A 25,188-nucleotide genomic window follows, 5' to 3' on the forward strand; every position below is an offset into this window, starting at 1 on the left:
GATCCATGAAAACAAAAGGCGAGAACACCATGCACGGCCAAATGATGACGCTGCCGCTGATCGTCTCTTCCCTGCTGGAACATGCGGAGCGCTATCACGGCGACACCGAGATAGTCTCCCGCACGGTCGAAGGTACGCTTCACCGCTACACCTATGCCCAAGCGCATCGACGCGCCAGGAAAGCCGCCAATGCCCTGGCGAAGCTCGGGGTTCGACCGGGCGATCGCGTTGGCACCCTGGCGTGGAACGGCTATCGCCATTTCGAGCTCTACTACGCCATCTCGGGCATGGGAGCGATCACGCATACCATCAATCCCCGCCTGTTTCCGGAGCAGATCAGCTGGATAGTCAACGACGCCGAAGACGGCGTCGTCTGCTTCGACCTGAGCTTTGCATCGCTGGTCGAGTCCATCGCAGCCCAGTGCCCGAGCGTGAAGTACTGGGTCGCCATGACCAGCCGCGAGCACATGCCGGGCGCGGACATCCCGAACCTGCTGTGCTACGAGGACCTGCTGGACAGGGAGTCCGCCGACTTCGCCTGGCCCCGGCTGGATGAAAACTCGGCGGCCGCCCTCTGCTACACCTCGGGCACCACGGGCAATCCCAAGGGCGTGCTCTATTCCCACCGCTCGACCCTGCTGCACGCCCTCTCGAGCTCGCTGCCCGACGCCCTGTCCCTGTCCGCTCGCGACGTGGTCGCCCCCGTGGTGCCGATGTTCCACGTCAACGCCTGGGGCCTTCCGTACTCGGCGCCGCTGGTTGGTGCCAAGCTGGTCTTCCCGGGAGCGGCCCTGGATGGCGAAAGCGTGTTCGAACTGTTCGAGCGCGAGGGCGTCACCTTCTCTGCGGGCGTACCCACCGTGTGGCTCAGTGTCCTGCAATACATGCAGAAGAACGGCGTGACCCTGTCGAGCGTCAAGCGCATGGTGGTCGGGGGCGCGGCCTGCCCCCCTGCCCTGATGAAGAGCTACGAGAACGAGTTCGGCATCAAGATCCAGCACGCCTGGGGCATGACGGAAATGTCGCCGGTCGGGACTGTCAACACGCTCAAGGAATCGCAACTCAGGCTGGACGAGGAGCAGCGCTTCGCCATCGAGGTGAAGCAGGGACGGCCGCCCTTCGGTATCGACCTGAAGATAGTCGACGACGAGGGCAACCCACTGCCCCGCGACGGCAAGGCCTCCGGCGCACTGCTGGTCCGTGGCCACTGGGTCCTCGAGCAGTACTACCGCAGGGACGAAAGCCCGCTGGTGGACGGCTGGTTCCCGACGGGCGACGTGGCCACCCTGGACCAGGATGGCTTCATGCAGATCACCGACCGGGCCAAGGACGTGATCAAGTCCGGTGGCGAGTGGATCAGCTCCATCGAACTGGAAAACATCGCCATGGGCCATCCGGCCGTCGCCGAGGCCGCAGCGGTGGGCATGGCCCATCCGAAGTGGGACGAGCGCCCCCTGCTGGTCGTCGTGAAGAAAGCGGGCCAGGCCGTGAGCCGCGAAGAAATTCTCGGCCAGTATCCGGGCAAGGTCGCCAAGTTCTGCATTCCCGATGACGTGATGTTCGTCGACGAAATTCCACACACCGCCACCGGCAAGGTCAGCAAGCTGCAGTTGCGCGAGCAATTGCGCGGGTATCGCTGGCCCACCGCCGACGTCTCTCCCGCCTGAGGTGGCCCCATGAACATGACCATGACCAAGCACCTGCCGGCGAACGCATTCACCCGCGTCTTCCATCCAACCCAGGGCCGCTACACCCTCGAACTGCTCAATCTGCTGCTCCGTCTCACGGTGAAGTCGAGGCTTGGACTGCACATCGACATTCCAAAACTGCGTGGGAAGTTCAGCCAGTTGAATCGCCAGGCATCCCCCGCTCTCCTGGCCGGCGTGAAACGGGAGAACGTGCTCTGCAACGGTGTTTCCGCCCAGTGGCTGTCGCCCGAGGGCTACCGGCCGGACCGCGTGCTGCTCTACATCCATGGCGGGGCTTTCGTGGCCTACACGCCCGACGTGTACGCCGCCATGGTTTCATCCTGGTGCCAGGGCCTGAAAACCCGCGCACTGCTGGTGGACTACCGCCTGGCCCCGGAACATCCCTACCCCACCGCACTGGAGGAGTGCCTTGCGGCCTACCGCTGGTTGCTGGACCAGGGTTTCAAGGCCAGGGACATCGTCATCGCCGGCGACTCCGCCGGCGGCAACCTGGTCATGGCGACCTTGCAGCACCTCAAGGCCGACAAACAGCCGTTGCCCAGTTGCGCGATTCTCCTCTCACCCTTCCTGGACCTCACCCTCAGCGGTGAAAGCGCCGTGAGCAACGCGCCCCGCGATCCGATCTTCACGCTGCCCTTCGCCGTCGGCGTCCGCGCGTTCTACGCGCCAGCCGACACCTACTCGAACGCGTCGGTATCGCCCCTGTTCGGGGACTTCAGCGGCCTGCCACCGCTGCTGTTCCAGGTGGGCAGCACGGAAATGCTCCTGGATGACTCGGTGCGGGCGGCGGCAAAGGCCAATGCCTCCGGCGTGCCGGTGCAGCTGGAGATATGGAAGCGGCTTCCCCATGTCTTCCAGCTGATCCCCGCCTTGCCTCAGGCCAGGGCGGCAGAACAGAGCATCCGAAGCTTCGTCCACGAACACACGGACTGGGATGGCTGATACGCCGGAAATCGTCCCCGACACCTGACCTGAGCGCTGCCTTCCAGGCCCCTATTCGAGACCCGCAAAGATGGAATTCGACTACATCATCGTTGGCGCCGGTTCTGCCGGTTGCGTCCTGGCCAACCGGCTGAGCGCCAATCCGGAGAACCGCGTCTGCCTGCTGGAAGCCGGCCCGGAAGACCGCTCGCCGCTGATCCATGTTCCGATCGGCGTGGCGGCAATCGTACCGACCCGCCACGTCAACTGGGCCTTCCACACCGTCGCACAACCCGGACTCGGCGGGCGCCTCGGCTACCAGCCACGGGGCAAGGTGCTCGGCGGCAGCAGTTCGATCAACGGCATGATCTACATCCGTGGCCACCAGAGCGACTTCGACGACTGGCAGGCGCTGGGCAACGAAGGCTGGTCCTTCGCCGATGTGCTGCCCTACTTCCGCAAGAGCGAGATGCACCACAGTGGCAGCAACGCGTACCACGGCGGTGACGGCGAGCTGTATGTCAGCCGCGCCCATCGCCACGCGGTCACCGAGGCTTTCGTCAATGCCGCGATAGGCGCTGGCCACCGTTTCAACCCCGACTTCAATGGGGATGAGCAGGAGGGCGTGGGTTACTACGAGGTGACCATCCGCGACGGCCGCCGCTGGAGCACCGCCACCGCCTTCCTCAAGCCCATCCGCGAGCGCAGCAACCTCACCGTGCTGACCGGTGCCCACGCCGAGCGCGTACTGCTCAAAGGCAAACAGGCCACCGGCGTGGAGGTCCTGATCAAAGGCGTGCACCTGCAACTGAAGGCCCGCAAGGAAGTCCTGCTCGCGGCTGGCGCCTTCGGCAGCCCCCAATTGCTGATGCTCTCCGGCATTGGACCGGAGGCGGAACTCAAGCCCCAGGGCATCGCCGTGCAGCATGAACTGCCGGGCGTCGGCCAGAACCTGCGGGATCACCCCGATGTGGTGCTCTGCTACAAGAGCCACGACACCTCGTTGATGGGCCTGTCCGTCAGCGGCAGTCCGAAAATGGGCAAGGCGGTGTTCGACTACCTGCGCCGCCGCCAAGGCCCATTGTCGAGCAACTGCGCCGAAAGTGGCGGCTTCCTCAGGACCGACGCGAGTCTGGAGCGTCCGGATATCCAGTTGCACGCGGTGATCGGCGCGGTCGACGACCACAACCGCAAGCTTCACTGGGGACACGGATTCAGCTGCCACGTCTGCGTGCTGCGCCCCAAAAGCATCGGCAGCGTCGGGCTGAACTCCGCCGACCCGAGCGCGCCGCCGCGTATCGACCCGAACCTCCTGGGCCATGACGATGATGTGAAGACCCTGCTCAAGGGCTATCGCATGACCCGCGAGATCATCGCCCAGGCTCCCATGGCGCGCTTCGGCCTCAAGGACCTCTACAGCAAGGACCTGCACAGCGACGAGCAACTGATCCAGTTGCTGCGCAAGCGCACCGACACCATCTACCACCCGGTCGGCACCTGCAAGATGGGCCAGGACGAGATGGCCGTGGTCGACAGCCGCTTGCGGGTCCATGGCATCGACGGACTGCGCGTGATCGATGCCTCGATCATGCCGACCCTGGTCGGCGGCAACACCAACGCCCCCTCCATCATGATTGCCGAACGCGGCGCCGAGTGGGTCGCGGCCGCCGGGGGCAGGTCCTGAACGACCAGGCATCCGCCGTCCCCGTCCCGCTTCGTGCCCGACCGCCGCATGGCGGCGGTCGTTCGCAAGCACTGATGGCATGTTCCGGGCGCCCAGCCCGGGACTGACCAGACACTGGCTGGCGGCCTGGCCCTGCAAGGGGCCGCCGCCACTTCAGCAACCCCCGGAGCCCTTCCCATGTCGATCGAACAAGTCGGTCCGGCCGTCGAACAGATGCGCCAGCTCTTCGCCCGCCAGCGCGCGGCCTTCGCCACTGAACGCTATCCGTCCTATCAGGCGCGCCGCGCCAACCTGCTGGCCCTCAAGGCGCTGGTGCTGGACAACGCCGATGAGATTGCCGCAGCCATCTCCGCCGACTTCGGCCACCGCTCCGCGCACGAGAGCAAACTGCTGGACATCTTTGGCCTGGTCAGCGAAATCAATCACGCGCTCAAATGCCTGAAGCGGTGGATGAAGCCGCAACGGCGTGGCGTCGGGATCTGGTTCCAGCCCGGGCGAGCCGCGCTGCTGGCACAGCCTCTTGGCGTGATCGGCATTGCGGCCCCCTGGAACTACCCGCTGTACCTGACGCTGGGGCCACTGTGCGGTGCCCTGGCCGCCGGCAACCGGGCCATGATCAAGATCGCCAGCGACTCCAGCCGCTATGGCGCGCTGCTGGCTCGCTTGCTCGGCGAGCGCTTCGACCAGGACCTGGTGGCGGTGATTCAGCCGGGGCCCGGCATCAATGATCAGTTCTCCCGCCTGCCCTTCGATCACCTGATCTTCACCGGGTCACCGGCAGTCGGCCGGCAGATCATGCGCAACTGCAGCGAGAACCTCACGCCGGTGACCCTGGAGCTGGGCGGTAAATCGCCGACCCTGGTGGCGCCGGGCTATTCCCTGCAGCGCGCCGCCGAGACGATTCTCTGGGGCAAGTGCCTGAACTCCGGACAAACCTGCGTGGCGCCTGACTACCTCTTCCTGCCCGAAGGCGGCGAGGCCGATTTCATCGAGCACGCCAAGGCTGCCGTGGCCCGCTGCTACCCGCAGCCGCTGGGAGCCAACCCCGACTACAGCTGCATGATCAATGCCCGCCAGCTGGCGCGCGTAGAGGCCCTGCTGACAGACGCCCGCGAGAAGGGCGCGCGGGTGGTGGCGCTGGCCGATACGGAAGAAGCACGCCGCGCGGGCAAGCTGGCTCCGCACCTGGTGTTCAACGTACGCGACGACATGCACATCATGCAGGAGGAGATCTTCGGCCCCTTGCTGCCAGTGCTCACGTATCGCCGACTGGAAGAGGCAGTGGACTACATCAACGCCCGTGAGCGGCCGCTGGCGCTGTACCTCTTCGACGACGATTCCGAGCGTGTGCAACAGGTGCTCAGGCAGACCCTGTCCGGTGGTGTCACAGTCAACAGCGTGATGCTTCATGTCCTGCAGGAAAACCTGCCGTTCGGTGGCGTGGGCAACTCGGGGCTGGGGCATTACCACGCCGAGGAAGGCTTCCAGACCTTCAGCAAGATGCGGCCGATCTTCTACCAGGCACGCCTCAATGGCAGCTTCCTGCTCAAGCCGCCTTATGGGCGCCTCACCCAGGGACTGCTGAGCCTGCTGCTGCGCTGACCTGCCCGAATCGACACGAAAACGATGCAGCCTTTGACGCCCTTCGGGGCGTCTTTTTTGGGTTCATCGCGGAGTATCTGGGAATTCCTGTTCACACTGGATTGGCGATTTTGCCCGGAGCCCTGACCCACTCCCAGTCTGCGGATACCGCCCCCTCCCCCGCCCCTCTCCCAGAAGAGGAGAGGGGTGACCCGCGCCGGCAGGGGACAAGTCATCCTGCCGCGCAAACCGATCTGAAACCAGGCGAAGACGATGACGCCGCGCGAAGTGCCCCGTCAGGAGGCCGAGCGGAGTCGTCGTGCAGGGGGACGAGCGGCATGGAGGCCACCGAAGTCGGTGGCCGCCTGGTTGAAACGCCCTCGACTCAGTTGCTGTCAGTCGCGAGGCTGGCCAGGTAACTGGCGATTGCCTTGCGGTCGTCCGGTGAGGCCGCACTGGCAATGGTTTTCATCACGCCAGTGGCCTCTACGCGCTTTCCATTTGCGAAGTTGTCCAGTTGCGCAAGGAGATAGTCGAAACCCTGGCCAGCCAGGCGCGGAAAACCTTCGTGGCCCAGCAATTGCGCCCCATGGCATGCGCCACATGCCCCGCTTTCCACAAGCGTCCTGCCCTTTTCGCGCAAGGAAGATTCGGGACTGAAGCTGGCGTTGTTTCCCGGACGTTGCTTGGCGAAGTAATCGGCAAGCGCCTTTATCTCCGCTTCGCTCAAGGTCATCGCCAGGGGAGTCATGTACGGATTGCTACGCGTTCCGCTGGCGAAATTCTGAAGCTGGGCCGTGATATAGGGAGCCGGCTGCCCGGCCAGACTTGGATACCGCTGATTCTGTGAATCCCCTTTGAAGCCATGGCAGGCGATGCAGACATCGGACAGGCGAGGCCATGGCCCCCCATCGAGTTCCGCTGCCTGGTTCGAGTTCTCGAAATGCTTCTGCAGCAGATAGAGATCCCGACCATCGGGGCCCCATATGACCAGCAGGACGGCAACGATGCTGACGAAACCCAGCAGGATGACCTTCTTCATGCGGGCCTCCCGACATGGCGCAGCGCGTTGAGAACCTGCAGGGCACTCCGATGCCCCGAACGCACAGCACCATCCATGTACCCTGCCCAGATATCGGCCGTCTCGGTGCCGGACCAGATCAGATTGCCGCAGGGTGGACGCAGGGCCTTGCCGTGCTCGCTCCAGAATCCAGGCGGGATTGCCGAGACGCAGGTGATCGTCCAGGGATCGTCCTGCCCCCAATCGTGATCGTAGTAAGCCAGAGGTGACAAAGCCTCTTCGCCCAGTGCCTGGGCATAGATCTCGACCTGGGCCCGCTCAGCCTGGCCAGGGTCCGATGGCAGCACCGCGCTTCGAACGAAGGCATTGATGACACCGATTTCCCCATTCGGCGGCGAGTTGTCGTAAGCCCAGATCACGGGCCCTCCGATTTGCGCGATATGACCATTCAACCCCTTCTCTCGCCAGAACGGCCGGGCGTACACCATCGCCGTTTTTCTCATCGGGGAATGTCCAGGCCAGGCGCGCTGAAGAGCCGCACGTGCCGCCGGAAGCTGCGGAGCGAACTCGATCTGCTGGCACAGGGCGGGATGTATGGCCATGATCACTTTTCGCGCTCGCACCTCACCGCTGTCGGTCCGCAGGGTCACGACCTCCTTGTCCCAGTTTTCAATCTGGCGGACCGGACTGGAAAGCCTGACCTTTTCGCCAAGCTGCTCCGCCATCCTGGTGCTCAGTAGCTGAGATCCGCCAATGAAGCGGGTCTCCTGGGCGCTGTGCTCCATCGAGTCGAGTTGCGAGTATTCGCAGTTCGCGGAATTGATCATGGAAAGGAAGTGCAGCAGCCCCATCTTGGCGGGCATGACGCCCCCCGATATCAGAACCCCGCCCTCGAGACTCAACTTCTTCTCGAAATCCACATCCTGATCAGCCAGCCACTCCCCCACGGACATCCTGTCCAGCTCGGCGACCCGAGGAGACTCCCATGGGGCTCCCGATGGAACATCACGAGAGAGCTCGCTCAGCTTTGCCGCGACAGCCTCGTCAGCGCCGAGCGTGCCCTTCAGGTCCATGGCCATTCGGCCGCCGCCCCCCAGGAAGACCGAGTCACCCTGGTAGTAGGACGGAAAGGTTCCCACCCCCAACTCCCGGGCAAGATCCGCCACCGCAGTCTGACCGGGACCGATCCATTGCCCGCCGGCCTCGGAAATGTGGCCATTCCCCAGATCATGATTGAGGGTGCGCCCGCCCACGCGGTTGCGCGCTTCGATGACCAGAAAGGACTCACAGCCCGCCTTGAACAGGCTGCGGGCGGCCGTCAGGCCCGCCAGACCGGCACCGACTATGACGACATCAAGGACGTCGTCATCCGAGTCGGCCTTTGCCCACCCAGGCTTCAGCCCGATTCCACCAAGAGCGATCGAGGCCCCAGCGAACTGGAGCAACTTCCGGCGGGGAATATCAACGGTTCCCCCCGCGACAGGCTTATTCATGATTTTCTCCCCAGAGCCGCCGACCCATGAATTGAGACACAGTCAGACCGCCCTCTCCTGCGGAGCAGGAAGCGGATATTGCCGATCTGTAGCTCGCTCATACCCTGGCCCACTTCGGTCTATTGGATTTAAAGAGTTCCAATCCTGTACACACCAAATCCTTGGATGTACGACATAGAAGCGCACCCTCCATTCAGGCAGGTTCGTGGTTATCGATCATGCGCTTCGAAGAACACCGTCAACTGACCGGGACAGCCCTGAGGTGCCCTCTGAACAAACGGCTAAAAGTGAAGGGTTTCTTCGATCGCCAATACGACAAACGCGCTATAGGGAGTGCGCCCTGATAGGCAAGCTACTCAAAGCAGGAAAAGTGCGCTTGCCAGCTCATGACAAATCATTGACATGCGATGCCAATGGATCGAATCAGCCCCTTGCGCGCTGGCGATACTTGAGAGGAGTGAGTTGAGTCCACCGGCGAAATGCGCGGCTGAAAGAACTGGCTTCCGAGTATCCGAGCAACAAGGCGATATGGGTGAAGCTGTAGTCGGATCTGGCGACGTATTCTTCCGCCAAAGAGCGACGTACATCTTCAACTACCTGAGTAAAGTCCAGGCCCTGTTCGGAGAGTCGGCGCTGCAAGGTGCGTACGCCCATGTTCATGCTACTGGCGACCCACTCGATGCTTACACCACCACTGCCCAGGCCACTGGCGATATGTGCCGCCATTCGGCCAAGGAGTTCTGACTCGACACGAGCCGAATGCTGCCGCTGCAGGAAGGGCTCAAGCGCCTGGAACAGCCGGGTATCCGCCGTCAGGATCGGCATATCCAGAAGGCTTTTGGCGAACACCATTCGATTGTCGGGCTGATTGAAGACAACCGGGCAAGAGAACACGTCCTGATAGACAGAAAGATCACCCAGCCTGTCGTGTTCAAACTCTACCCGGACCGGCTTCAGACTGGAGCACTTGGTCAGCTCTCGCAAAATTGCGAGCGCAGCACTCGTTGTGTATTCGGTATCCTGGCGACGCTCGGTGATGAGCGGATCGACCACCTGATAGATCAAGGTGACGAACGAATCATTGACGCTGACTTCGGTTCGCGCACCTTGGGCAAGCACGGCATAAAAGTGACTCAGGCAACGAAGCGCCAGCTGCATCGACGGCGCGCTTCGCGCGGCGTATCCATAGGCACCCCAGTCACTGCTTTGAGCCCGGGCGCCAGTCTGAAGGCCGACGCTGGGTGAAACTTCGCGACCAACCACCTCCCACAAAGCCATGTACTGGGACAATGGGATCTCTGCATCAGGTGACGTCAGAACCTTTTCACCAAGCCCCACTGCCCCCAGATAGGGCGCGAAAAGCGCTGCATTTCTCACGAACAGGCTTTCGCAGAAAACGGTGTGACGACGGTCAGTCATAATGGATGATCGCAACCAGAATATCGCCAGAACAAAGGTTCTGGCACAGCTACATCTGACCATCCTAGATGCAGTGCAACGCTTCGAAAAGAGCATCTCTCCATCGCGCAAAAGGCGCGACATGCGCCATGTCGACATGGCCGGACAAGAGAACACGGCCGCCCAGTGGCGGGAAAATCGAAAGCCTAGAACGAGTGCTCCCTGGCAACGGACTCCTGGGCTATGAACCGGGCAACCAGATCCTCCGCAGCCGCGTACTCCTTTTTGAGCGCGAGATCCATGAGTTGAATCTGCATCAGTTCTTGTCGAACCATATAGGCATAAAACTCCCGCTCCTCGGCAGGACCTAAGCCAGAAAGCCACCGTAGCCGCTCGACATACTCAACCGTTCTATTACGCAAATTCTCGATAACCCAGGGCATCATGAAGCCCGGCAACCAACTTATGACCCTTGCCTTGATCGAAACCCAGGTCCTGCCAGGCAACTCGATACCCAACACCCTCGCTATATTTTCATACCTGGGCCGGCTGAATTCCTCCAGTCGATGATAGGAACTCCAGTAAGTATTCATTTCCCCTTCATCGAAGCGCTTCGCCATATTGGCCGTAATGGCATGCATCGTCGCACGACCATCCAACTCATAAGACATACCCTTGATAAATTCAGGACTTGGCATTTCCGAAGCAACCACCTCAACACATAAAAATAAAAACAAACCAAAACTTGCCAACAGATCTTTTAAATCATTAATACAAATGACACCCGGCACACTCATGACCACCCTCACTTCCGCCTTAAAAACACATCTCCACAACAAACGATCAGGCTTTAAGAAACATCTCACGCCACGTCTCGACAAACGAGCCGCACTAAAGCTTTCAGAAACGCGTACCAACACGAAGAGTTTCAGCACCCTATTCCGGCAAAAACAATCCCTAGTCTTTCAGGATATGGCATCAGTCAACTTGACATTTCACGCCATTTTCTTCGCATTTTATGCAAATACACCTATCGCCATGGACCAGGTCCCCGAGTTGGATGGGTAAAGCGCGATCCCCCTTGGGCTGACTTCCGTGGGCCGATCAGCCATTTCCCACGCTGCAACTGCATTGCCCCCTCCCTGCACCGCCCATAGCCTCTTTCCCCGGCGCCTAAGAAACGCTTACTCAAGCAGCGGTGTAACCGCTCCCGATAGCTCAGCGGCTTTTTTGTGCACGCTTCATACTCGCGTCCGCAAAAATCCTCCTCTGTTCTGTCGGGAGTGGGCTAATACAAGACCCGAAAGGGGAATACGTCCGGCCCTCTGCTTGGGGTTTCTTAACTCCCGACGCCACAGCCCTGAGAAAGCTGTTAAACCAAGCAGAGGTAATGGAAATGCCCGAGTCTCCCCAACTCAATCCCACGCCCCCGGCCGATGCCGAAGTCCTCCTGCCCAGCCTGTTCATCCGCCACAAGCGCCAGTTGCGCGCGGTGTTGCTGGAGGTTGAGCCCTGGTTTCCCGCCAGCGACCTGTTCCGCCTGATTCACCATCCGCTGCTGTCGGAGCGGGTGCGGCGCAACCTGGACGACGACCAGTGGCAGCGGGCCTGGATGCGCAACAGCAACGGCGAATTCGAGGAGGAATTCCTGATTAGCGAGTCCGGTGCCTATGCCGTGCTGATGTTCTATTTCCACCCCGAGAACCGCGCCATCCGCCGCTGGATCACCCAGCAGGTGATTCCCCGCCTGCGGGACGAAGGGCGCCTCAAGGGCCCGCGTCCCCGCCGCGACGTGATCCCGTGGCGGGAGCACGAACTGGAGGTGCTGCACTGGCAAGGTCGCACCTGGCTGGATGTGAGTGAGTGCCATCGCTTATTGCAGCGGCCGGAACGGGTGATCGGCTGATTCCCCCGCCGGGCCACAGGCTATCCACCCTGCAGCCCGGCAGTCGCAGGGTGTTCCTGGCACACGGGCAGTGCCCGGACGGCCCAGCCAGAAAGCCCGCTCGCAACTTACAGACTTTCCCCACAGGGCAACGACCTTGTCCGCCCAAGCGGGCCGCCAATACCGTTCAGCCAGTCCGGTGCACGCCCGGCCCGATCGAACGGCCGCAGGCACCGGTCCAGCGCCTCACCCCATAACAAGACGGCACACCGTGACTCGCTCGATCGCCCCCTGGGCCTCCGTCGAGCGAGACCCGAGCCGAGCAGGAGGAACCATGGAACTCGCCTTCGATCGCTACCCCCAACACCCCCACGGCGGCACGCTGGTCAACCAGGTGGTGCCGGCCGACCGGGTACAGGCGGAAATTGCGCGGGCACGCAGGCTGCCGTCGATCCGCGTCGACCTGGAGGCGGTGATCACCATCGAGATGATCGCCACCGGCGTGCTCTCCCCCAACAGGGGCTTCATGAACCGCGCGGATTACCTTTCGGTACTGAGTAGCGGCCGCCTCGCCAACGGCCTGGTGTGGCCGGTGCCGCTCAGCTTCGCCCCGGTGGGCGAGCGCAACCGCGAGGTGATGGGCACCCTCGCGGTGGGCGACGAGGTGGCCCTGACCGACAGCCGCAACGAGCCGGTGGCCATCCTCGCAGTGGAGGACATCTTCGACTACGACAAGGAAGAACGCGCCCGCCAGCTGTTCGGCACCACCGACCGCAACCACCCGGGTGTGGACGCCATCCACCGGCGCATGGGCGACCTGGCCCTGGGCGGACCGCTGCACCTGTTGCAGCGGGTGGACTGGGGTCCCTTCGAGTCGTTGCGCCTGGAACCCCGGGATACCTGGAAGCGCTTCTACGAGGATCGGGGCTTCCGTTCCGTGGCCGGCTTCATCACTGGCGCCAACCCGCTGCACCGGGGCCACGAGTACATCCACCGCAACGCCCTGGAAGGTATCGACGGCCTGCTGCTGCAACCCCTGGTGGAGATGGCCAAGCGCGAGTACGTGCGCCACGAGTACCGTATGCAGGCCTACCGCAACGTGCTGGACACCTACTACCCGAAGGACCGCGCCATCCTCTCCCCACTGCGGGTCACCTACATATTCGCCGGCCCAAGGGAAACGGTGCTGCACGCCCTGATCATGAAGAACTACGGCTGCACCCACGCACTGATCGGCCGTGACCACGCCGGCATCGGCAGCTATTACGACAAGTACGCCAGCCACAGCATCTTCGACCAGTTCACCCCGGATGAACTGGGCATCGAGGTGCGCCTCTTTCACGAGGTCTTCTACTGCGTGCGCTGCGCCAGCCATGCCACCACGGAAACCTGCCCCCATGACGAACGCTACCGTCTGAACATTTCCGGTACCGGCATCCGCGAGATGCTGCGCCACGGCCTGGTGCCGCCCAAGGAGGTGGTGCGCCCGGAGTCGGCCCTGGCGGCCATGCAGGGCATCCAGCCCAAGGGCCTGGGGGAGGACGGCGAAGGCACCCTGCCGGTGGCCAAGGTGATCCAGAGCCTGTTTCCCTTCTACACCCGCTTCAGCCGACTGGGCGGCGCGCCGCGCCAGCAGCCCCTGGCGCCGGAATCCCTCACGGTGCGCGACCTGGAGCTGGCCTGCCAGGAAGCGCGCACCCACACGGGCGATGTCTACGACGGCATCTACCGGGAATACAGCGCCGTGCTGGACCACAACCGTACCCTGCAGGCCGCCTGGGTGGATGAGGCACGCGACGCCCTCCACCGGCAGCAGCGGCGCTTGCTCGACGACCTGGACGAGAAGTTGCGACAGGCACCCGAACAGGCCTCCGACGAGTTCATGTACCAGGACCGGGCGGAGGTGCTGCGGGAACTGAGCGCGGCCAGAGCCCTGCTCGACGACATTCCGGCGCCGGTGGAGGCCAGCCGCCTCGGCAGCCGTGCCTGGAACGCCCTGCCCTACCCGCGCTATCGCGGCGCCGACGAAACCTGACCCATCGCCCACGGCAGCGCGCTCCAGGGCTGCCGTGGGTCACTGGAACGCCACGCGACAACCTGAAAGGCAGTGGGAATTGGCTGAAAAAACGTTATGGTATAACATCTTTCTCCGTCATCTTTTTCCGACGCACACAGGCTTCCAGCAGAACGCCGGCTCGATGCCGTCATAGGCGGAAACACCACCAACACTCACCGCTGCACCCAGGCCTGGCCGCGCGACCGCCGCGCGGCCGGGACGGGATTCGCTCGTCCCGAACTCCGCCGCCACGCAGGCCCAGGACGCACACCGAAGGACCTACATGAAGAACGAACTGCTCCCCCTCGCCGTACTGGTGGCCCTGGCCAGCGGCCACGGCCACGCCGCGCAAGCCGGCGAATCCACCCTCACCCTCGGCGAGGTCCTGGTAGACGGCAGCGGCGGTCCGTCGTTGCTCGGCGGCAGCAGTGTGCTGACCTCGGTGGACGTACTGGGTGCCGACAGGATCGAGGAGCAGAACGTGATGAACAGCTGGGAGCTGCTGGGGCAGATGCCCGGCATCCAGCTGACCGAAACGCGCCAGGGCGCCGAGTCGGGCAAGGCCACCTTCCGCGCCTTCAATGGCGAGGGCTACATCAACGGCATCAAGACCCTGATCGACGGCGTGCCGAGCAACGTCAACAGCGGCAACCAGCGCTTCATCGACATGGTCTTCCCCCTCGAACTGGACTACATCGAGGTGGTGCGCGGCACCAACGACCCGCGCTACGGCCTGCACAACATCGGCGGCAACATCAACTTCGTCACCCGCCAGGGCGGCAACTACAGTGACGGCCGCCTGACCTACGGCAGCTTCGACACCCGGGAAGTACAACTGGCCATGGGGCGCGAGTCGGGCAACTTCGCGCAGAACTACGTTCTCGCCAAGCAGGACTCCGACGGCTACCGCGACCATGACCAATCCAACAAGTACGCCCTCGGCGGCAAGTGGTTCTACACCGACGACGCCGGCCTGCTGAAGCTCGGCCTGGTCACCCGCCTCTATCACCACCAGGCCGATGAGCCGGGCTTCCTGACCCGCGAAGAACTCGAGGCCAGCCGCACCGACTCCGACCCGAAGAACGCCAACGACGGCGACAACCGCGACATGAAACAAGCGGCGATCCACCTGGACTGGCAGGCGCGGGACGACCTGAGCCTGAGCAGCAAGCTCTACTACAACCGCTACGTCGACGACCGGAAGGTGACCTTCACCTCCTACCCGGTGGGCAACGCGCCCCGCCAGCGCCGCCAGTGGGACGAGCGCCAGACCGGTCTGCTCGGCAGCCTGACCTGGACCGCCCGTGACTGGCTGACCCTGGAAGGCGGCCTCAACGTCGAGCACCAGGACAACGAATACCGCCGCTACCGCTACAACTACAGCGTACCGACGGAGTTCGACGTGACCCCGGCGCGGATCCAGAACGACGACGCCTACAGCCTCGACAACTTCGGTGCCTACGTGCAGGCGGTGATCCAGCCGATCGAGTCGCTGAAGATCATCCCGGCCTACCGGGTCGACCGCTTCTACGGCGAGACCGAACTGCCCGATGGCACCGAAGCCGACCTGCAGGACTACGGCACGATCCAGCAGCCCAAGCTGAGCCTGGTCTACAGCCTGACGCCGAACGTCAACCTCTACGCCAACTGGGGACGCACCTTCCAGATCCTCACCGGTTCCCGCGAGCCGGCCTACCTGACGGCCGGCCAGGCCAAATTCGACCCGTCGATCAACACCGGCAAGGAAGTGGGCATCACGTTCAGCCCGGTGGAAGGCGCCGAGGCGCGCATCGCCTTTTGGCAGCAGGACGCCACCGACGAAGTGGCGAACATGCCCAGCACCGGCACCACCGTGGGACTGGGGGAAACCCGCCGGCGCGGCGTCGACCTGCAGCTGACCGCCAACCTCACCGACCGCTGGAGCCTCTGGGCCTCCCATGCCTACCAGGAGGCCAAGGTGAAGAGCGCCTTCACCGCCGGCGGCGAGTCGCTGGCCGGCAAGGAGGTGTTCTCCACGCCTCGCCATATCAGCAACCTCGGCACCGACTACCAGTTTGCCCAGGACTGGCGCCTCGGCCTGCAGGCCCGCGCCCAGGGCGACTACTACATCGACGAGCTGAACCGGCAGGGCAAGTACGGCGGCTACGCGCTGCTGGACGCCAGCGTCCACTACAGCCTGACGCCCACCACCAGCCTGGATCTGCAGGTGAAGAACCTCACCGACCGCGAGTACGAGTACGTCTGGTACGACAACTTCTTCTGGGGCGGCGACGACCAGCCGATGTTCTCCCCCGCGCCGGGGCGCACCGCCTACCTGTCACTGAACCTGAAGCTCTGAGCCAGGGGCAATGGCCGCCCGCGACCCCGCACCATTCGCCGGCAAGCCGGCTCCTACGGAGCCGGGCCCCATGGCGTGGGGCGGATGGGGCTCACCCCAGCCAGGCCACCGCCTCCGCCAGGTCCGCGGCCAGATGGGCCCCCGGGGCCAGGGCCTCGTCCCCGGTGCGGTACTTGCCGGTCCGCACCAGGCAGGCGGAAAGGCCGGCGGCCTGGGCGCCGAGCACATCGGCCTGCACATCGTCGCCCACCATCAAGGCCTGGCCGGCGCTCACCCCGAGGTCGTCCAGGGCGCTGGCGAAGAAGTTACGGGAGGGTTTGCCGAGCACCAGCGCGGTGGCGCCCGACGCGTATTCCAGGGCACGCACGAAGGGACCGGCATCCAGGTGCAGGACGCCCCGGATGCGGAAGTAGCGGTTATCCCCCATGCAGATCAGCGGCGCGCCCTCGACCAGCAAGCGGAAGGCCCTGTCGAGGTGCTCGTAGTCGAAGCGCATTTCGGCATCGCCCACCACCACGGCGTCGGGCGCGGACTGATGCAACCAGGGGGCGAACTCCTCCTCCAGCGCCGGATGGATCAGGCAGAACGGCCGCAGGCTTCGCGCCTCGATGTAGCGACTCACGGCCCGGGGCGCGGTGAAGATCTGTTCCGGCTCGACGTCGAAGCCCATGCCCCGGAGTTGCCGATGGAGGGCGACGTGGCCCAGGCGCGAAGTGTTGGTCACCAGCCGCAGGGGATAGCCCCTGTCCTGGAGCCGGCGCACTGCCCCGACGGCGCCCGGTATGGGCTGGTCGCCGTCGCACAGCACGCCGCTGATGTCGAGCAGCACCGCCTGCGGTGCGTTCATGGGGCGGCCTCGCGCTGCTGGAAAGTCACTGGAAGCCTCGCGCGAGCACGATGTCGAACACGCCCCGACGGAGCTCGCCGTCCCGCTGCAGTTCGATGGTGTTGGTGGACCTGTCGCGCGCCCAGGGGTCGCCCGCGATATGGGGATCACCCTTGAAATAGAGCTGCAAGGTGACAGGCACATGGAGCGAGTCGATCACCCGGAAGTGGATGTGCGCCGGCCGCATCAGCCCGCCGTATTTCTCCAGCCCGGGCAGGTTCGGCGGCACCGGATAGCGGCCCGGCATGACGGTTTCGATGCGGTACCTGCCCTGGGCGTCGGTATAGAGCATCCCCCGCAGGTGAAAGTCGCCCTTGTCGGTGAAGTTGCCGGGCTTCTGGGTGTCGTACAGGCCCGCGCTGTTGGCCTGCCAGATCTCCATCAGGGCGCCCGGTACCGGCGTGCGGCAGTCCGAACTGAACAGGGTGCCGGTGATCATCAGCCGCTCGCCAGGCTCTTCGGGCCCCGCCAGCCGCGACTGGAAGGGGGCACCGAACCGATAGTAAGGGCCGAGGATATCGCCCTGGGTCAGCGCGCAGAGCTGTTGGGCCAGGGTCGATCCGGACAGCAGGCCGCCGCCCAGAAGCACCGCGCCACCGCCCAGGAAACGACGCCGGGAAATGGCGCCGCGGGGCATTCGATGTTCATCCACATCCGCCTCCTCGCCGGTATGGTACCGGACACAGTGATGACGGCACGCCAAGGAAATCCGACGAGGCCTGTGCCTCATGAGTCTAGGCAACGCCTGGGATTCATTCCCCGAACCGATGCGCGGACGATCGGCACAGGATCCGTCGGTAAGCCCCATCGCCCGCTCATGCCATTGCCCCGGATTTCGCCCGGAGCGGATCCCCTGGCCGGTCTACCCTCTGCTGGGTGCAACGCCCACGCGGAGGGAAGCGATGGACATCAACGACAAACTCAACCTCGACGAACTCAGCCTGGAGCCCATGGAGACGGCGGATGCGACGCCATCCGGCCCTGGCAAGGCGAAGTTCCAGATCGATACCCGTAGCGGCGGGGACCGGCGCACCTGCCCGGACCGGCGCCAGAGCATCCGTTTCGAGAAGGACCGCCGGCAAGGCGACCGGCGCAGCAAGGGCGACCCCTGGGGGCGGGGTTCATGAGGAGCGGCAACCGCCGATGTCGGTGGCCGCGAAAGGACCCGCGCTGGTAGGGCGCGCCGGGGATGCGGCCCACCGCCGATGACCGGCCGGGTTGGGAATGCGCGGGGGCATCCGCCCCAACAGGGCGCCGGCGAATCAAGACGATCTGCATCGAACTCTGTACGTTCAGGAGCCAAAGGTTCACCGAGCGGGGCAACACTGTGCCCAAGCCCAACGCACTCCGCGTGGGATTGCAGGAGGTGAATCATCGACGGCAGGAACCTCATGAAAACCTGATCGCCCCCTGGCACAAGGGGGCCCGAAGCGACCACGCGAACCTGACCGCGCAGGTTGCACCTCATCCGCTGAACCACCGTCCCCAGGCCGCGCCACCAGGCGCGTCGGGACAGCCCCAAGCCACATCACGGGAAGCCTGATCAATGAATACCCTGAACATCGCCCATCAAGGCCGCAACACCCGCTCGAACGGACTGTCGCTCGGCACCCTCACCCTGGCGACCGGAACCTACGGCGCCTACTTCGCCCTCGCCGTCATCTATTTCTGGTTCGGCGGCATGAAGTTCACCCACTACGAAGCCCAGGGACTGGTCCCGCTCGTGAGCAACAGCCCCCTGCTGGGATGGCTGTACGGGATCTTCAGCGTAGACACCTTCTCCAGCCTGCTCGGCGTCCTCGAAGTCAGCATCGGCCTGCTGATCGCGGGCCGGCTGGTGTCGCCGAAACTCTCGCTGATCGGCGGCGCCCTCTCCGCCGGATTGTTCCTCACGACGCTGAGCTTCATGTTCTCGACGCCTGGGGTGATCGAGCCCAGCGTCGGCTTCCCCGGCATCAGCGTCGCGCCCGGCCAGTTCCTCCTCAAGGACCTGGGATTGCTCGCCGCGTCGATCTTCGTCGCCGGGCACTCCCTGTCCAGGTTGGAGAACGCCTGAACCGATCCCCGGAACCGGGCCTGGGGCACTCCGCCGCTTCAGGCCCGGTTTTCGTGATCCCCCGCTGGGCAGGCGAACGGACGGGGACAGGGCGCCGATTGCCCCCTTCCGCCCGACCTGCTACAAGCCGTCCATTGCCATTTGAAAGATGAATAGCGTCATGGACCAAAGTGAAAGATCGAATAGCCGCCTGTTCGAACTCGACCTGCTCCGCGCCCTGGTGGCGGTGGCCGACTGCGGCAGCTTCACCACCGCCGCCACCCGGCTCAACTCCACCCAATCCACGGTGAGCCAGAAAGTGCGCCGCCTGGAGGAACTGGCCGGCCACCGGCTGCTGGAGCGCGGCAACCGCGATGTGCTGCCCACCGACGCCGGCGAGACGGTGCTGGGCTACGCCCGGCGCCTGCTGGCCCTGAACGACGAACTGCACGAGGCGCTGGACGGCGCCAGCGTGTCCCTCACGGTGCGCATCGGCGTGCCGGACGATTTCGCCGCCGGCAGCACCACCCGGCACCTGGCGGACTTCAATCGACGTTTTCCCCAGGCCAAGCTGGAAGTGACCAGCGGCCTCAGCCGCGACCTGGCCGCCAGCTACGACCGGGGCGAGCTGGACCTGGTGCTGCTCAAGCAGCGCCGCAATGCCCGGGATGCCGTGGCCAGCTGGCCGGAGAAGACCTGCTGGGTGGACAGCGCCCGCAGCCCCACCTTCCACCTCGACCCGCTGCCCATCGTCACCTTCCCGCCCCGTGGGCTGTACCGCGACGAAATGATCGGCGCCCTGGAGGCCGCCGGCCGGCGCTGGCGCATCAGCTTCACCAGTTCCAGCCTCAATGGCATCCAGTCGGCCATCGCCGACGGCATGGGCATCGGCCTGCTGCCACGGCGGGCAGTGACCGGCGACCATGTGAAGCTCCCCCGGGAGCTGGGCCTGCCCCCGGTGGACAGCTTCGAGGTGGCCATCATCCACCGCCCCACTGCCGGGCCGGTGATCAAGGCCCTGGGCGAATCCCTTTCGCGGTTGCTCGACGAGGAGCACCAACACGAGGCCTGACAGCGCCTTTGGGCGAGCCCGGAGAACGCCGCCACGCCATCGCAGCCGCATTCGCTAATCGAATACACCCCATCCCAACATTTAATTTGTCGATGGACCTACAGCTGGATATCTTGGATTCCGCCCCTGCTCCCAGGCCCGGTGCCGCGCCAAGAGACGCCTGGCCCGTCCCCTCGACGGCCCGACGGGGAGCCGACTATCAACAGGAGACCTTCCGTGTCCAAGACTTCCTACTACGCGCCCCACGGCGGCCATCCGGCTCAGACCGAGCTGCTGACCGACCGCGCCATGTTCACCGAAGCCTACGCCGTGATTCCCAAGGGTGTGATGCGTGACATCGTCACCAGCCACCTGCCCTTCTGGGACAACATGCGCATGTGGGTCATCGCCCGTCCGCTGTCCGGCTTCGCCGAGACCTTCTCCCAGTACATCGTCGAACTGGCCCCCAACGGCGGCAGCGACAAGCCCGAGCAGGACGTCAACGCCGAGGCCGTGCTGTTCGTGGTGGAAGGCGAGCTGACCCTGACCCTGCAGGGCCAGGTCCACAGCATGCAACCGGGCGGCTACGCCTTCATCCCGCCGGGCGCCGACTACAAGGTGCGCAACACCTCGGGCCAGCACACCCGCTTCCACTGGATCCGCAAGCACTACCAGCGCGTCGACGGCGTGCCGCTGCCGGACGCCTTCGTCACCAACGAGCAGGACATCCAGCCGCTGGTGATGCCGGATACCGAAGGCCGCTGGAGCACCACCCGCTTCGTGGACATGAGCGACATGCGCCACGACATGCACGTCAACATCGTGAACTTCGAGCCGGGCGGCGTGATCCCCTTCGCCGAAACCCACGTGATGGAGCACGGCCTCTACGTGCTGGAAGGCAAGGCGGTGTATCGCCTGAACCAGGACTGGGTCGAAGTGGAAGCCGGTGACTTCATGTGGCTGCGCGCCTTCTGCCCGCAGGCCTGCTACTCCGGTGGCCCCGGTCGCTTCCGCTACCTGCTGTACAAGGATGTGAACCGCCACATGCGCCTGACCCTCAACCAGCCGCATTGATCCGATCCACCTCGACGGGAGCCCTTGGGCTCCCGTCGTCGTTTCCGGCAAGGCGCTGCCGTAGCACCACGCTGCTCCGCGCGGTTCGCCGGCAAGCCGGCTCCTACGGAGAATCCACGCCTCCTCGCCCCGCCGGCGGTGTCCGCTCCTGACGCTGCCAGGACATGGCGCCCGGCGAACAGCACCCTGGGCGACATGGCCGCCGCCCGCCACTGCCGGCCCCATCATGGCGGGAAGAAATCCCCAGGCGTCACGCCGAACTGCTGACGGAAGGCGGCGATGAAGGCGGAGGTGGAGTCGTAGCCGCAACCGAGCGCCACCTCGGTGACGCGCCGCCCCTGTTCCAGGGCTTCCAGTGAGCCCAGCAGGCGCAGGCGCTGGCGCCAGGCGCGGAAGGTCAGGCCGGTCTCGCGCAGGAACAGCCGCCGCAGGGTTTTCTCCGATGCGCCCAGGGCCTGGCTCCACTGCAACAGGGTGCGGGCGTCGTCCGGCGCCTCCTGCAAGGCCTGGCACAGGCGCAGCAGGCGCGGGTCGGCGGGCAACGGCAGGGACAGGCCTACCTCCCGGGCTACCTGCAACTGGTCCAGCAGCACCCGCGCCAGGCGGCCGTCCGGCCCCTGTTCGTCGTAGGCCACCGGCAGCTCGCAGAATCGCCGGATCAGCTCCCGGGTCAGCGCATCGATCTCGATCACCCGGCACCCTTCGGCACCGCCGGCGGCGACCGGGTCCAGGTAGAGGCTGCGCATTTCGGTATGGGCCGAGCTGAACACCTCGTGCTCGATGCCCGCCGGTATCCACACCGCCCGCTGCGGCGGGGCGACGAAGCTGCCCTCGGCGGTGTGCACATGGAGCACGCCGCGAACCGCGTAGGACAGCTGCACCCAGGCATGGGTATGGCGCGGCGTGCCCACCGCGTTCACCAGGGATTCGTTGCGGGCGTACAGGGGCCGCGGCAGCCTGGCGAGCTGGGGAATCTGGCGTTCGCGCCGATCAGTCTGTCCGTTTCCCGGCATTTCTTGCCCCAATCGCGTTAGTCGGCATCTTTGCCCAAGGCTAGAGTAGCCCGAGCCTCGATGACAACGACCGGATTCACACCATGGCCCGTTCCCGCCTGCTGCCCGACAACTTCACCCTGACGCTGATCGCCGTGGTGGTCACCGCTACCCTGCTGCCCGCCCGTGGCCAGGTGGCGGTGGCCTTCGACTGGATCACCAACATCGCCATCGGCCTGCTGTTCTTCCTCCACGGCGCCAAGCTCTCCCGCGAGGCGGTGATCGCCGGTGCCGGCCACTGGCGCCTGCACCTGCTGGTGTTCCTTTGCACCTTCGGCCTCTTCCCGCTGCTGGGCCTGGCGCTCAAGCCGGTGCTGATGCCCCTGGTGGGCGCCGAACTCTACACCGGCTTCCTCTACCTCTGCGCCCTGCCCGCCACGGTGCAATCGGCCATCGCCTTCACCTCCCTCGCCCGGGGCAACATCCCGGCGGCGGTGTGCAGCGCGGCGGCGTCCAGCCTGCTGGGCATCTTCATCACGCCGCTGCTGGTGGCCCTGCTGCTGGGCGTGCAGGGCCAGGGTGGCTCCACCCTGGACGCCATCGGCAAGATCAGCGTGCAACTGCTGCTGCCCTTCATCGCCGGGCAGATCGCCCGCCGCTGGATCGGCGGCTGGGTGAACCGCAACAAGGGCTGGCTGAAGAACGTCGACCAGAGCAGCATCCTGCTGGTGGTCTACACCGCCTTCAGCTCGGCGGTGATCGGTGGCCTCTGGCAGCAAGTGCCCGCCCTCACCCTGCTGGGCGCGGTGGCCGCCTGCTGCCTGCTGCTGGCCCTGGCGCTGCTCTTCACCCACCTGCTGGGCAAGTGGCTGGGGTTCGGCGTCGAGGACCGCATCACCCTCCTGTTCTGCGGCTCGAAGAAGAGCCTCGCCACCGGCGTGCCCATGGCCCAGGTGCTGTTCGCCAGCGGCAGCATCGGCGTGCTGATCCTGCCGCTGATGCTCTTCCACCAGATCCAGCTGATGGTCTGCGCCGTGCTCGCCCAGCGCTACGCCAGGCGACCCGAGCCGGCCACCCTCGCCCCTGCGGGCGCCTGACCCCAACGCCGGCTTCCGCCACCCTGGCGGGTGCCGGCTCGGCTTTCGCGACGCCGGTCACGTTTTCGTCTCTTCCATCCCTCGCTCGTCGGTCGGCGAGCGGCTCCCTGGAACCAGTCGGTCACATTTCTGTCGCACAGCCTGGGCGGGTCATGGGGACCCGCCATCGACGTGGATTCCACGCCAGAACAGGGAGGAAGACCCATGGCCACCCACGATTTCCTGCTGGGCCCGGTGCTGTCGTTTCGCGGCATCGGTGCGGACGGCACCTGGAAGGTTTCGGCACTGATCGGACTGAAGGACGGCGCCGCCGTGCCCACTCTGCTGCTGGAGGGCAAGGCCTGCGCGGCGCCCCGGCAACTGCTCGTCATCAGGAAGGAGCGCTACCTGCGCTATGACCTCTCCTGCGCCATGAAGAAAACCGAGCGCCGGGTCGAATACGGCGTGCAAGGCGGGCCGACCTGGCACTTCACCGTGCCGGGCCGGGACCTCGCCCCGCGCCTGGCCTATGTGTCCTGCAACGGCTTCTCGGACCCGGCCGGCATGCGCCGGCTGGTGCGCCCGGCCAACACCGTCTGGGCCGACCTGCTGGCCAGCCACGACAAGTCGCTGAGGGGCGGCATGCTGCTGGACAAGGAGCAGCTCTGGCACGAGGTGCGCATCCACGACAAGGGCCTGCAGCGCTTCCAGCTGCTGCTGATGGGCGGCGACCAGATCTATTTCGATTCCATCTGGGAAGACCTGCCGGAGTTGAAGCACTGGGTGTCGCTGTCGCGGGCGGAGCAACTGAAGTTCAGCGTGTCCGCCACCCTGGACCGCAAGATCGAGGCCTACTACTTCACCCTGTACGCCCGACGCTGGCTGCCGGAAAAACGCCGCCCCTGGGGTGCCGCCGAACCCAACCGCGATGCCGCCGACGCCCTGGCGCGCATCCCGACGCTGATGATGTGGGACGACCACGACATCTTCGACGGCTGGGGTTCCTACAGCCCGGAGATGCAGCGCTCGCCGCTGTTCCGCTGCCTGTTCCGCCATGCCCGCCGGGCCTTCTGGGTGTTCCAGATGCAACACGCCCTGGACGACCTGCCGGAACTGGCGGACGCCACGCCACCCGGCTTTTCCAGCCAGGACCCGATCTACCGGCCCGTGGCCTGGAGCCAGCGGCTGGCGCAGGACCCGCTGGCGCTGCCGCTGCTGGACGGCCAGCCCGGCTTCACGTCGGCGTTCCAGGCCGGCCCCCTGGCGCTGGTGGTGGCGGACCTGCGCACCGAGCGCTCGCGCACCCAGGTACTCGGGTCGGACAGCTGGACGCAGCTCAAGGCCTGGCTCGGGAAGCTGGATGCCAAGGCGCCGCCGAAGAACCCGGGCACCCGTGTCCAGCACCTGCTGTTCATGTCGTCGGTGCCGGTGGTGCATCCCAAGCTGTCGGCCGCCGAGGCCCTGCTGGACAACCTCGGCCAGGATCACGTGCTCGACAGCAGCGCCGACGACCTGCGGGACCACTGGTCCCACGACGATCACGAAGGTGAACGCAAGCGGCTGCTGGAAGTGCTCTCGGAAACGGCCCGGAGCAAGGGGCTGCGGGTCTCGCTGGTTTCCGGGGACGTGCATGTCGCCGCCTGGGGCATCGCCTATCGCCGCGACCTGCCCGCCAGCGAAGCCAGGGCGCAGATCCAGCAGTTCACCTCATCGGCGGTGGTGCACCCGTCCCTGATGGGCGTGGCCGAACGGCTGTTCCTCGGCCTGCTCAACGCCAGCGCCGGCTCGCCCCAGCATCTCGATGCGCACTCCAGCGTGGAAATGATGCTGTTCCCCGGCCACAACCGCTACGTGATGCCGGCGCGCAACTGGCTGGCACTGGAACTGGACGAGGGCAGCGACAGGCCCAAACTCTGGGCCACCTGGCGCTGCGAGACGGAAACGGCGTTTTCCAACCACCTGCAGACGGTGGCGCCGGCATGACGGCA

General features: G+C 65.0%; 20 protein-coding genes. 13 read left to right on the plus strand and 7 right to left on the minus strand.

Features of this window, described 5'->3' with window-relative positions:
* Positions 1-29 precede the first annotated feature (29 nt).
* The 4 genes from KF707C_RS19370 to KF707C_RS19385 all read left to right on the plus strand — a co-directional run bounded on the left by KF707C_RS19370 (position 30) and on the right by KF707C_RS19385 (position 5,916).
* Positions 30-1,667 (plus strand): 3-(methylthio)propionyl-CoA ligase, encoded by a 1,638-nt coding sequence (locus tag KF707C_RS19370; protein ID WP_036990881.1) that lies wholly within the window; start codon positions 30-32, stop codon positions 1,665-1,667.
* 9 nt (positions 1,668-1,676) lie between these two features.
* Positions 1,677-2,651 (plus strand): alpha/beta hydrolase, encoded by a 975-nt coding sequence (locus KF707C_RS19375; protein ID WP_003448274.1) that lies wholly within the window; start codon positions 1,677-1,679, stop codon positions 2,649-2,651.
* A 70-nt stretch (positions 2,652-2,721) separates the two neighbouring features.
* A complete protein-coding gene (locus KF707C_RS19380) occupies positions 2,722-4,314 on the plus strand; it encodes a GMC family oxidoreductase (protein ID WP_003448277.1) in 1,593 nt (530 codons plus the stop codon).
* Positions 4,315-4,491: 177 nt separating this feature from the next.
* Positions 4,492-5,916, plus strand: coding sequence for a coniferyl aldehyde dehydrogenase (locus KF707C_RS19385; protein WP_003448031.1), 1,425 nt, complete (start codon positions 4,492-4,494; stop codon positions 5,914-5,916).
* Positions 5,917-6,280: 364 nt separating this feature from the next.
* Here the strand turns inward: KF707C_RS19385 and KF707C_RS19390 are convergent, their stop codons facing one another.
* From KF707C_RS19390 to KF707C_RS29165, 4 genes are all read right to left on the minus strand, one after another.
* Positions 6,281-6,937: a c-type cytochrome gene (locus KF707C_RS19390; protein ID WP_003448030.1), complete on the minus strand. Its 657-nt coding sequence runs from the start codon at positions 6,935-6,937 to the stop codon at positions 6,281-6,283.
* A complete protein-coding gene (locus KF707C_RS19395; protein ID WP_003448029.1) occupies positions 6,934-8,409 on the minus strand; it encodes a flavin monoamine oxidase family protein in 1,476 nt (491 codons plus the stop codon). Before KF707C_RS19395 ends, KF707C_RS19390 begins: the two co-directional genes overlap by 4 nt.
* A gap of 423 nt (positions 8,410-8,832) precedes the next feature.
* Complete coding sequence (gene qhpR, locus KF707C_RS19400) at positions 8,833-9,828, minus strand: AraC-like transcriptional regulator QhpR (RefSeq protein ID WP_036990742.1); 996 nt, start codon at positions 9,826-9,828, stop codon at positions 8,833-8,835.
* Positions 9,829-10,013: 185 nt separating this feature from the next.
* The gene (locus tag KF707C_RS29165; protein ID WP_131679656.1) at positions 10,014-10,742 is read right to left on the minus strand and encodes a hypothetical protein; all 729 of its coding nucleotides are present in this window, start codon (positions 10,740-10,742) and stop codon (positions 10,014-10,016) included.
* A 461-nt stretch (positions 10,743-11,203) separates the two neighbouring features.
* Between KF707C_RS29165 and KF707C_RS19405 the strand changes: the two genes are divergently transcribed.
* The 3 genes from KF707C_RS19405 to KF707C_RS19415 all read left to right on the plus strand — a co-directional run bounded on the left by KF707C_RS19405 (position 11,204) and on the right by KF707C_RS19415 (position 16,086).
* Positions 11,204-11,713 carry a BRO-N domain-containing protein gene (locus KF707C_RS19405; protein ID WP_231992283.1) on the plus strand — a complete coding sequence of 170 codons (510 nt, stop codon included), beginning with the start codon at positions 11,204-11,206 and terminating at the stop codon, positions 11,711-11,713.
* A 313-nt stretch (positions 11,714-12,026) separates the two neighbouring features.
* The gene (locus KF707C_RS19410; RefSeq protein WP_003458228.1) at positions 12,027-13,727 is read left to right on the plus strand and encodes a sulfate adenylyltransferase; all 1,701 of its coding nucleotides are present in this window, start codon (positions 12,027-12,029) and stop codon (positions 13,725-13,727) included.
* A 304-nt stretch (positions 13,728-14,031) separates the two neighbouring features.
* The gene (locus KF707C_RS19415) at positions 14,032-16,086 is read left to right on the plus strand and encodes a TonB-dependent receptor (protein ID WP_003458233.1); all 2,055 of its coding nucleotides are present in this window, start codon (positions 14,032-14,034) and stop codon (positions 16,084-16,086) included.
* A 91-nt stretch (positions 16,087-16,177) separates the two neighbouring features.
* Here the strand turns inward: KF707C_RS19415 and KF707C_RS19420 are convergent, their stop codons facing one another.
* A complete protein-coding gene (locus KF707C_RS19420; RefSeq protein WP_003458235.1) occupies positions 16,178-16,933 on the minus strand; it encodes a TIGR01458 family HAD-type hydrolase in 756 nt (251 codons plus the stop codon).
* A gap of 25 nt (positions 16,934-16,958) precedes the next feature.
* The gene (locus tag KF707C_RS19425; protein ID WP_003458236.1) at positions 16,959-17,624 is read right to left on the minus strand and encodes a dioxygenase family protein; all 666 of its coding nucleotides are present in this window, start codon (positions 17,622-17,624) and stop codon (positions 16,959-16,961) included.
* A gap of 250 nt (positions 17,625-17,874) precedes the next feature.
* Here KF707C_RS19425 and KF707C_RS19430 point away from each other — a divergent pair, with 250 nt between their 5' ends.
* The 4 genes from KF707C_RS19430 (at position 17,875) to KF707C_RS19445 (ending at position 21,132) form a co-directional block, all read left to right on the plus strand.
* Positions 17,875-18,099 (plus strand): hypothetical protein, encoded by a 225-nt coding sequence (locus tag KF707C_RS19430; RefSeq protein ID WP_003458237.1) that lies wholly within the window; start codon positions 17,875-17,877, stop codon positions 18,097-18,099.
* A 419-nt stretch (positions 18,100-18,518) separates the two neighbouring features.
* Positions 18,519-19,028: a YkgB family protein gene (locus KF707C_RS19435; protein WP_003458238.1), complete on the plus strand. Its 510-nt coding sequence runs from the start codon at positions 18,519-18,521 to the stop codon at positions 19,026-19,028.
* 160 nt (positions 19,029-19,188) lie between these two features.
* On the plus strand, positions 19,189-20,079 hold the full coding sequence (locus tag KF707C_RS19440; RefSeq protein ID WP_003458240.1) for a LysR family transcriptional regulator: 891 nt from the start codon (positions 19,189-19,191) through the stop codon (positions 20,077-20,079).
* A gap of 216 nt (positions 20,080-20,295) precedes the next feature.
* Entirely contained in the window at positions 20,296-21,132 is an 837-nt protein-coding gene (locus KF707C_RS19445; RefSeq protein ID WP_003458242.1) for a bifunctional allantoicase/(S)-ureidoglycine aminohydrolase, read from the plus strand.
* Positions 21,133-21,356: 224 nt separating this feature from the next.
* Here the strand turns inward: KF707C_RS19445 and KF707C_RS19450 are convergent, their stop codons facing one another.
* Positions 21,357-22,145 (minus strand): AraC family transcriptional regulator, encoded by a 789-nt coding sequence (locus KF707C_RS19450; RefSeq protein ID WP_003458243.1) that lies wholly within the window; start codon positions 22,143-22,145, stop codon positions 21,357-21,359.
* 83 nt (positions 22,146-22,228) lie between these two features.
* On the opposite strand from KF707C_RS19450, the gene KF707C_RS19455 reads away from it, so the two are divergent.
* Positions 22,229-23,221 (plus strand): bile acid:sodium symporter family protein, encoded by a 993-nt coding sequence (locus KF707C_RS19455; protein ID WP_003458244.1) that lies wholly within the window; start codon positions 22,229-22,231, stop codon positions 23,219-23,221.
* Positions 23,222-23,425: 204 nt separating this feature from the next.
* Entirely contained in the window at positions 23,426-25,183 is a 1,758-nt protein-coding gene (locus KF707C_RS19460) for an alkaline phosphatase D family protein (protein WP_003458245.1), read from the plus strand.
* Positions 25,184-25,188 lie beyond the last annotated feature (5 nt).

Source organism: Pseudomonas furukawaii, from assembly GCF_002355475.1.
Taxonomy (GTDB): Bacteria; Pseudomonadota; Gammaproteobacteria; order Pseudomonadales; family Pseudomonadaceae; genus Metapseudomonas; species Metapseudomonas furukawaii.

Bases quoted from the DNA above. Each gene is read 5' to 3' on its own strand.
- KF707C_RS19440 (WP_003458240.1), top strand. From the start codon at position 19,189: ATGGACCAAAGTGAAAGATCGAATAGCCGCCTGTTCGAACTCGACCTG.
- KF707C_RS19460 (WP_003458245.1), top strand. From the start codon at position 23,426: ATGGCCACCCACGATTTCCTGCTGGGCCCGGTGCTGTCGTTTCGCGGC.
- KF707C_RS19450 (WP_003458243.1), bottom strand. From the start codon at position 22,145: ATGCCGGGAAACGGACAGACTGATCGGCGCGAACGCCAGATTCCCCAG.
- KF707C_RS19390 (WP_003448030.1), bottom strand. From the start codon at position 6,937: ATGAAGAAGGTCATCCTGCTGGGTTTCGTCAGCATCGTTGCCGTCCTG.
- KF707C_RS19435 (WP_003458238.1), top strand. From the start codon at position 18,519: ATGAATACCCTGAACATCGCCCATCAAGGCCGCAACACCCGCTCGAAC.
- KF707C_RS19455 (WP_003458244.1), top strand. From the start codon at position 22,229: ATGGCCCGTTCCCGCCTGCTGCCCGACAACTTCACCCTGACGCTGATC.
- KF707C_RS19375 (WP_003448274.1), top strand. From the start codon at position 1,677: ATGAACATGACCATGACCAAGCACCTGCCGGCGAACGCATTCACCCGC.
- KF707C_RS19430 (WP_003458237.1), top strand. From the start codon at position 17,875: ATGGACATCAACGACAAACTCAACCTCGACGAACTCAGCCTGGAGCCC.
- qhpR (WP_036990742.1), bottom strand. From the start codon at position 9,828: ATGACTGACCGTCGTCACACCGTTTTCTGCGAAAGCCTGTTCGTGAGA.
- KF707C_RS19370 (WP_036990881.1), top strand. From the start codon at position 30: ATGCACGGCCAAATGATGACGCTGCCGCTGATCGTCTCTTCCCTGCTG.
- KF707C_RS19395 (WP_003448029.1), bottom strand. From the start codon at position 8,409: ATGAATAAGCCTGTCGCGGGGGGAACCGTTGATATTCCCCGCCGGAAG.
- KF707C_RS19385 (WP_003448031.1), top strand. From the start codon at position 4,492: ATGTCGATCGAACAAGTCGGTCCGGCCGTCGAACAGATGCGCCAGCTC.
- KF707C_RS19420 (WP_003458235.1), bottom strand. From the start codon at position 16,933: ATGAACGCACCGCAGGCGGTGCTGCTCGACATCAGCGGCGTGCTGTGC.
- KF707C_RS19415 (WP_003458233.1), top strand. From the start codon at position 14,032: ATGAAGAACGAACTGCTCCCCCTCGCCGTACTGGTGGCCCTGGCCAGC.
- KF707C_RS19410 (WP_003458228.1), top strand. From the start codon at position 12,027: ATGGAACTCGCCTTCGATCGCTACCCCCAACACCCCCACGGCGGCACG.
- KF707C_RS19380 (WP_003448277.1), top strand. From the start codon at position 2,722: ATGGAATTCGACTACATCATCGTTGGCGCCGGTTCTGCCGGTTGCGTC.
- KF707C_RS19405 (WP_231992283.1), top strand. From the start codon at position 11,204: ATGCCCGAGTCTCCCCAACTCAATCCCACGCCCCCGGCCGATGCCGAA.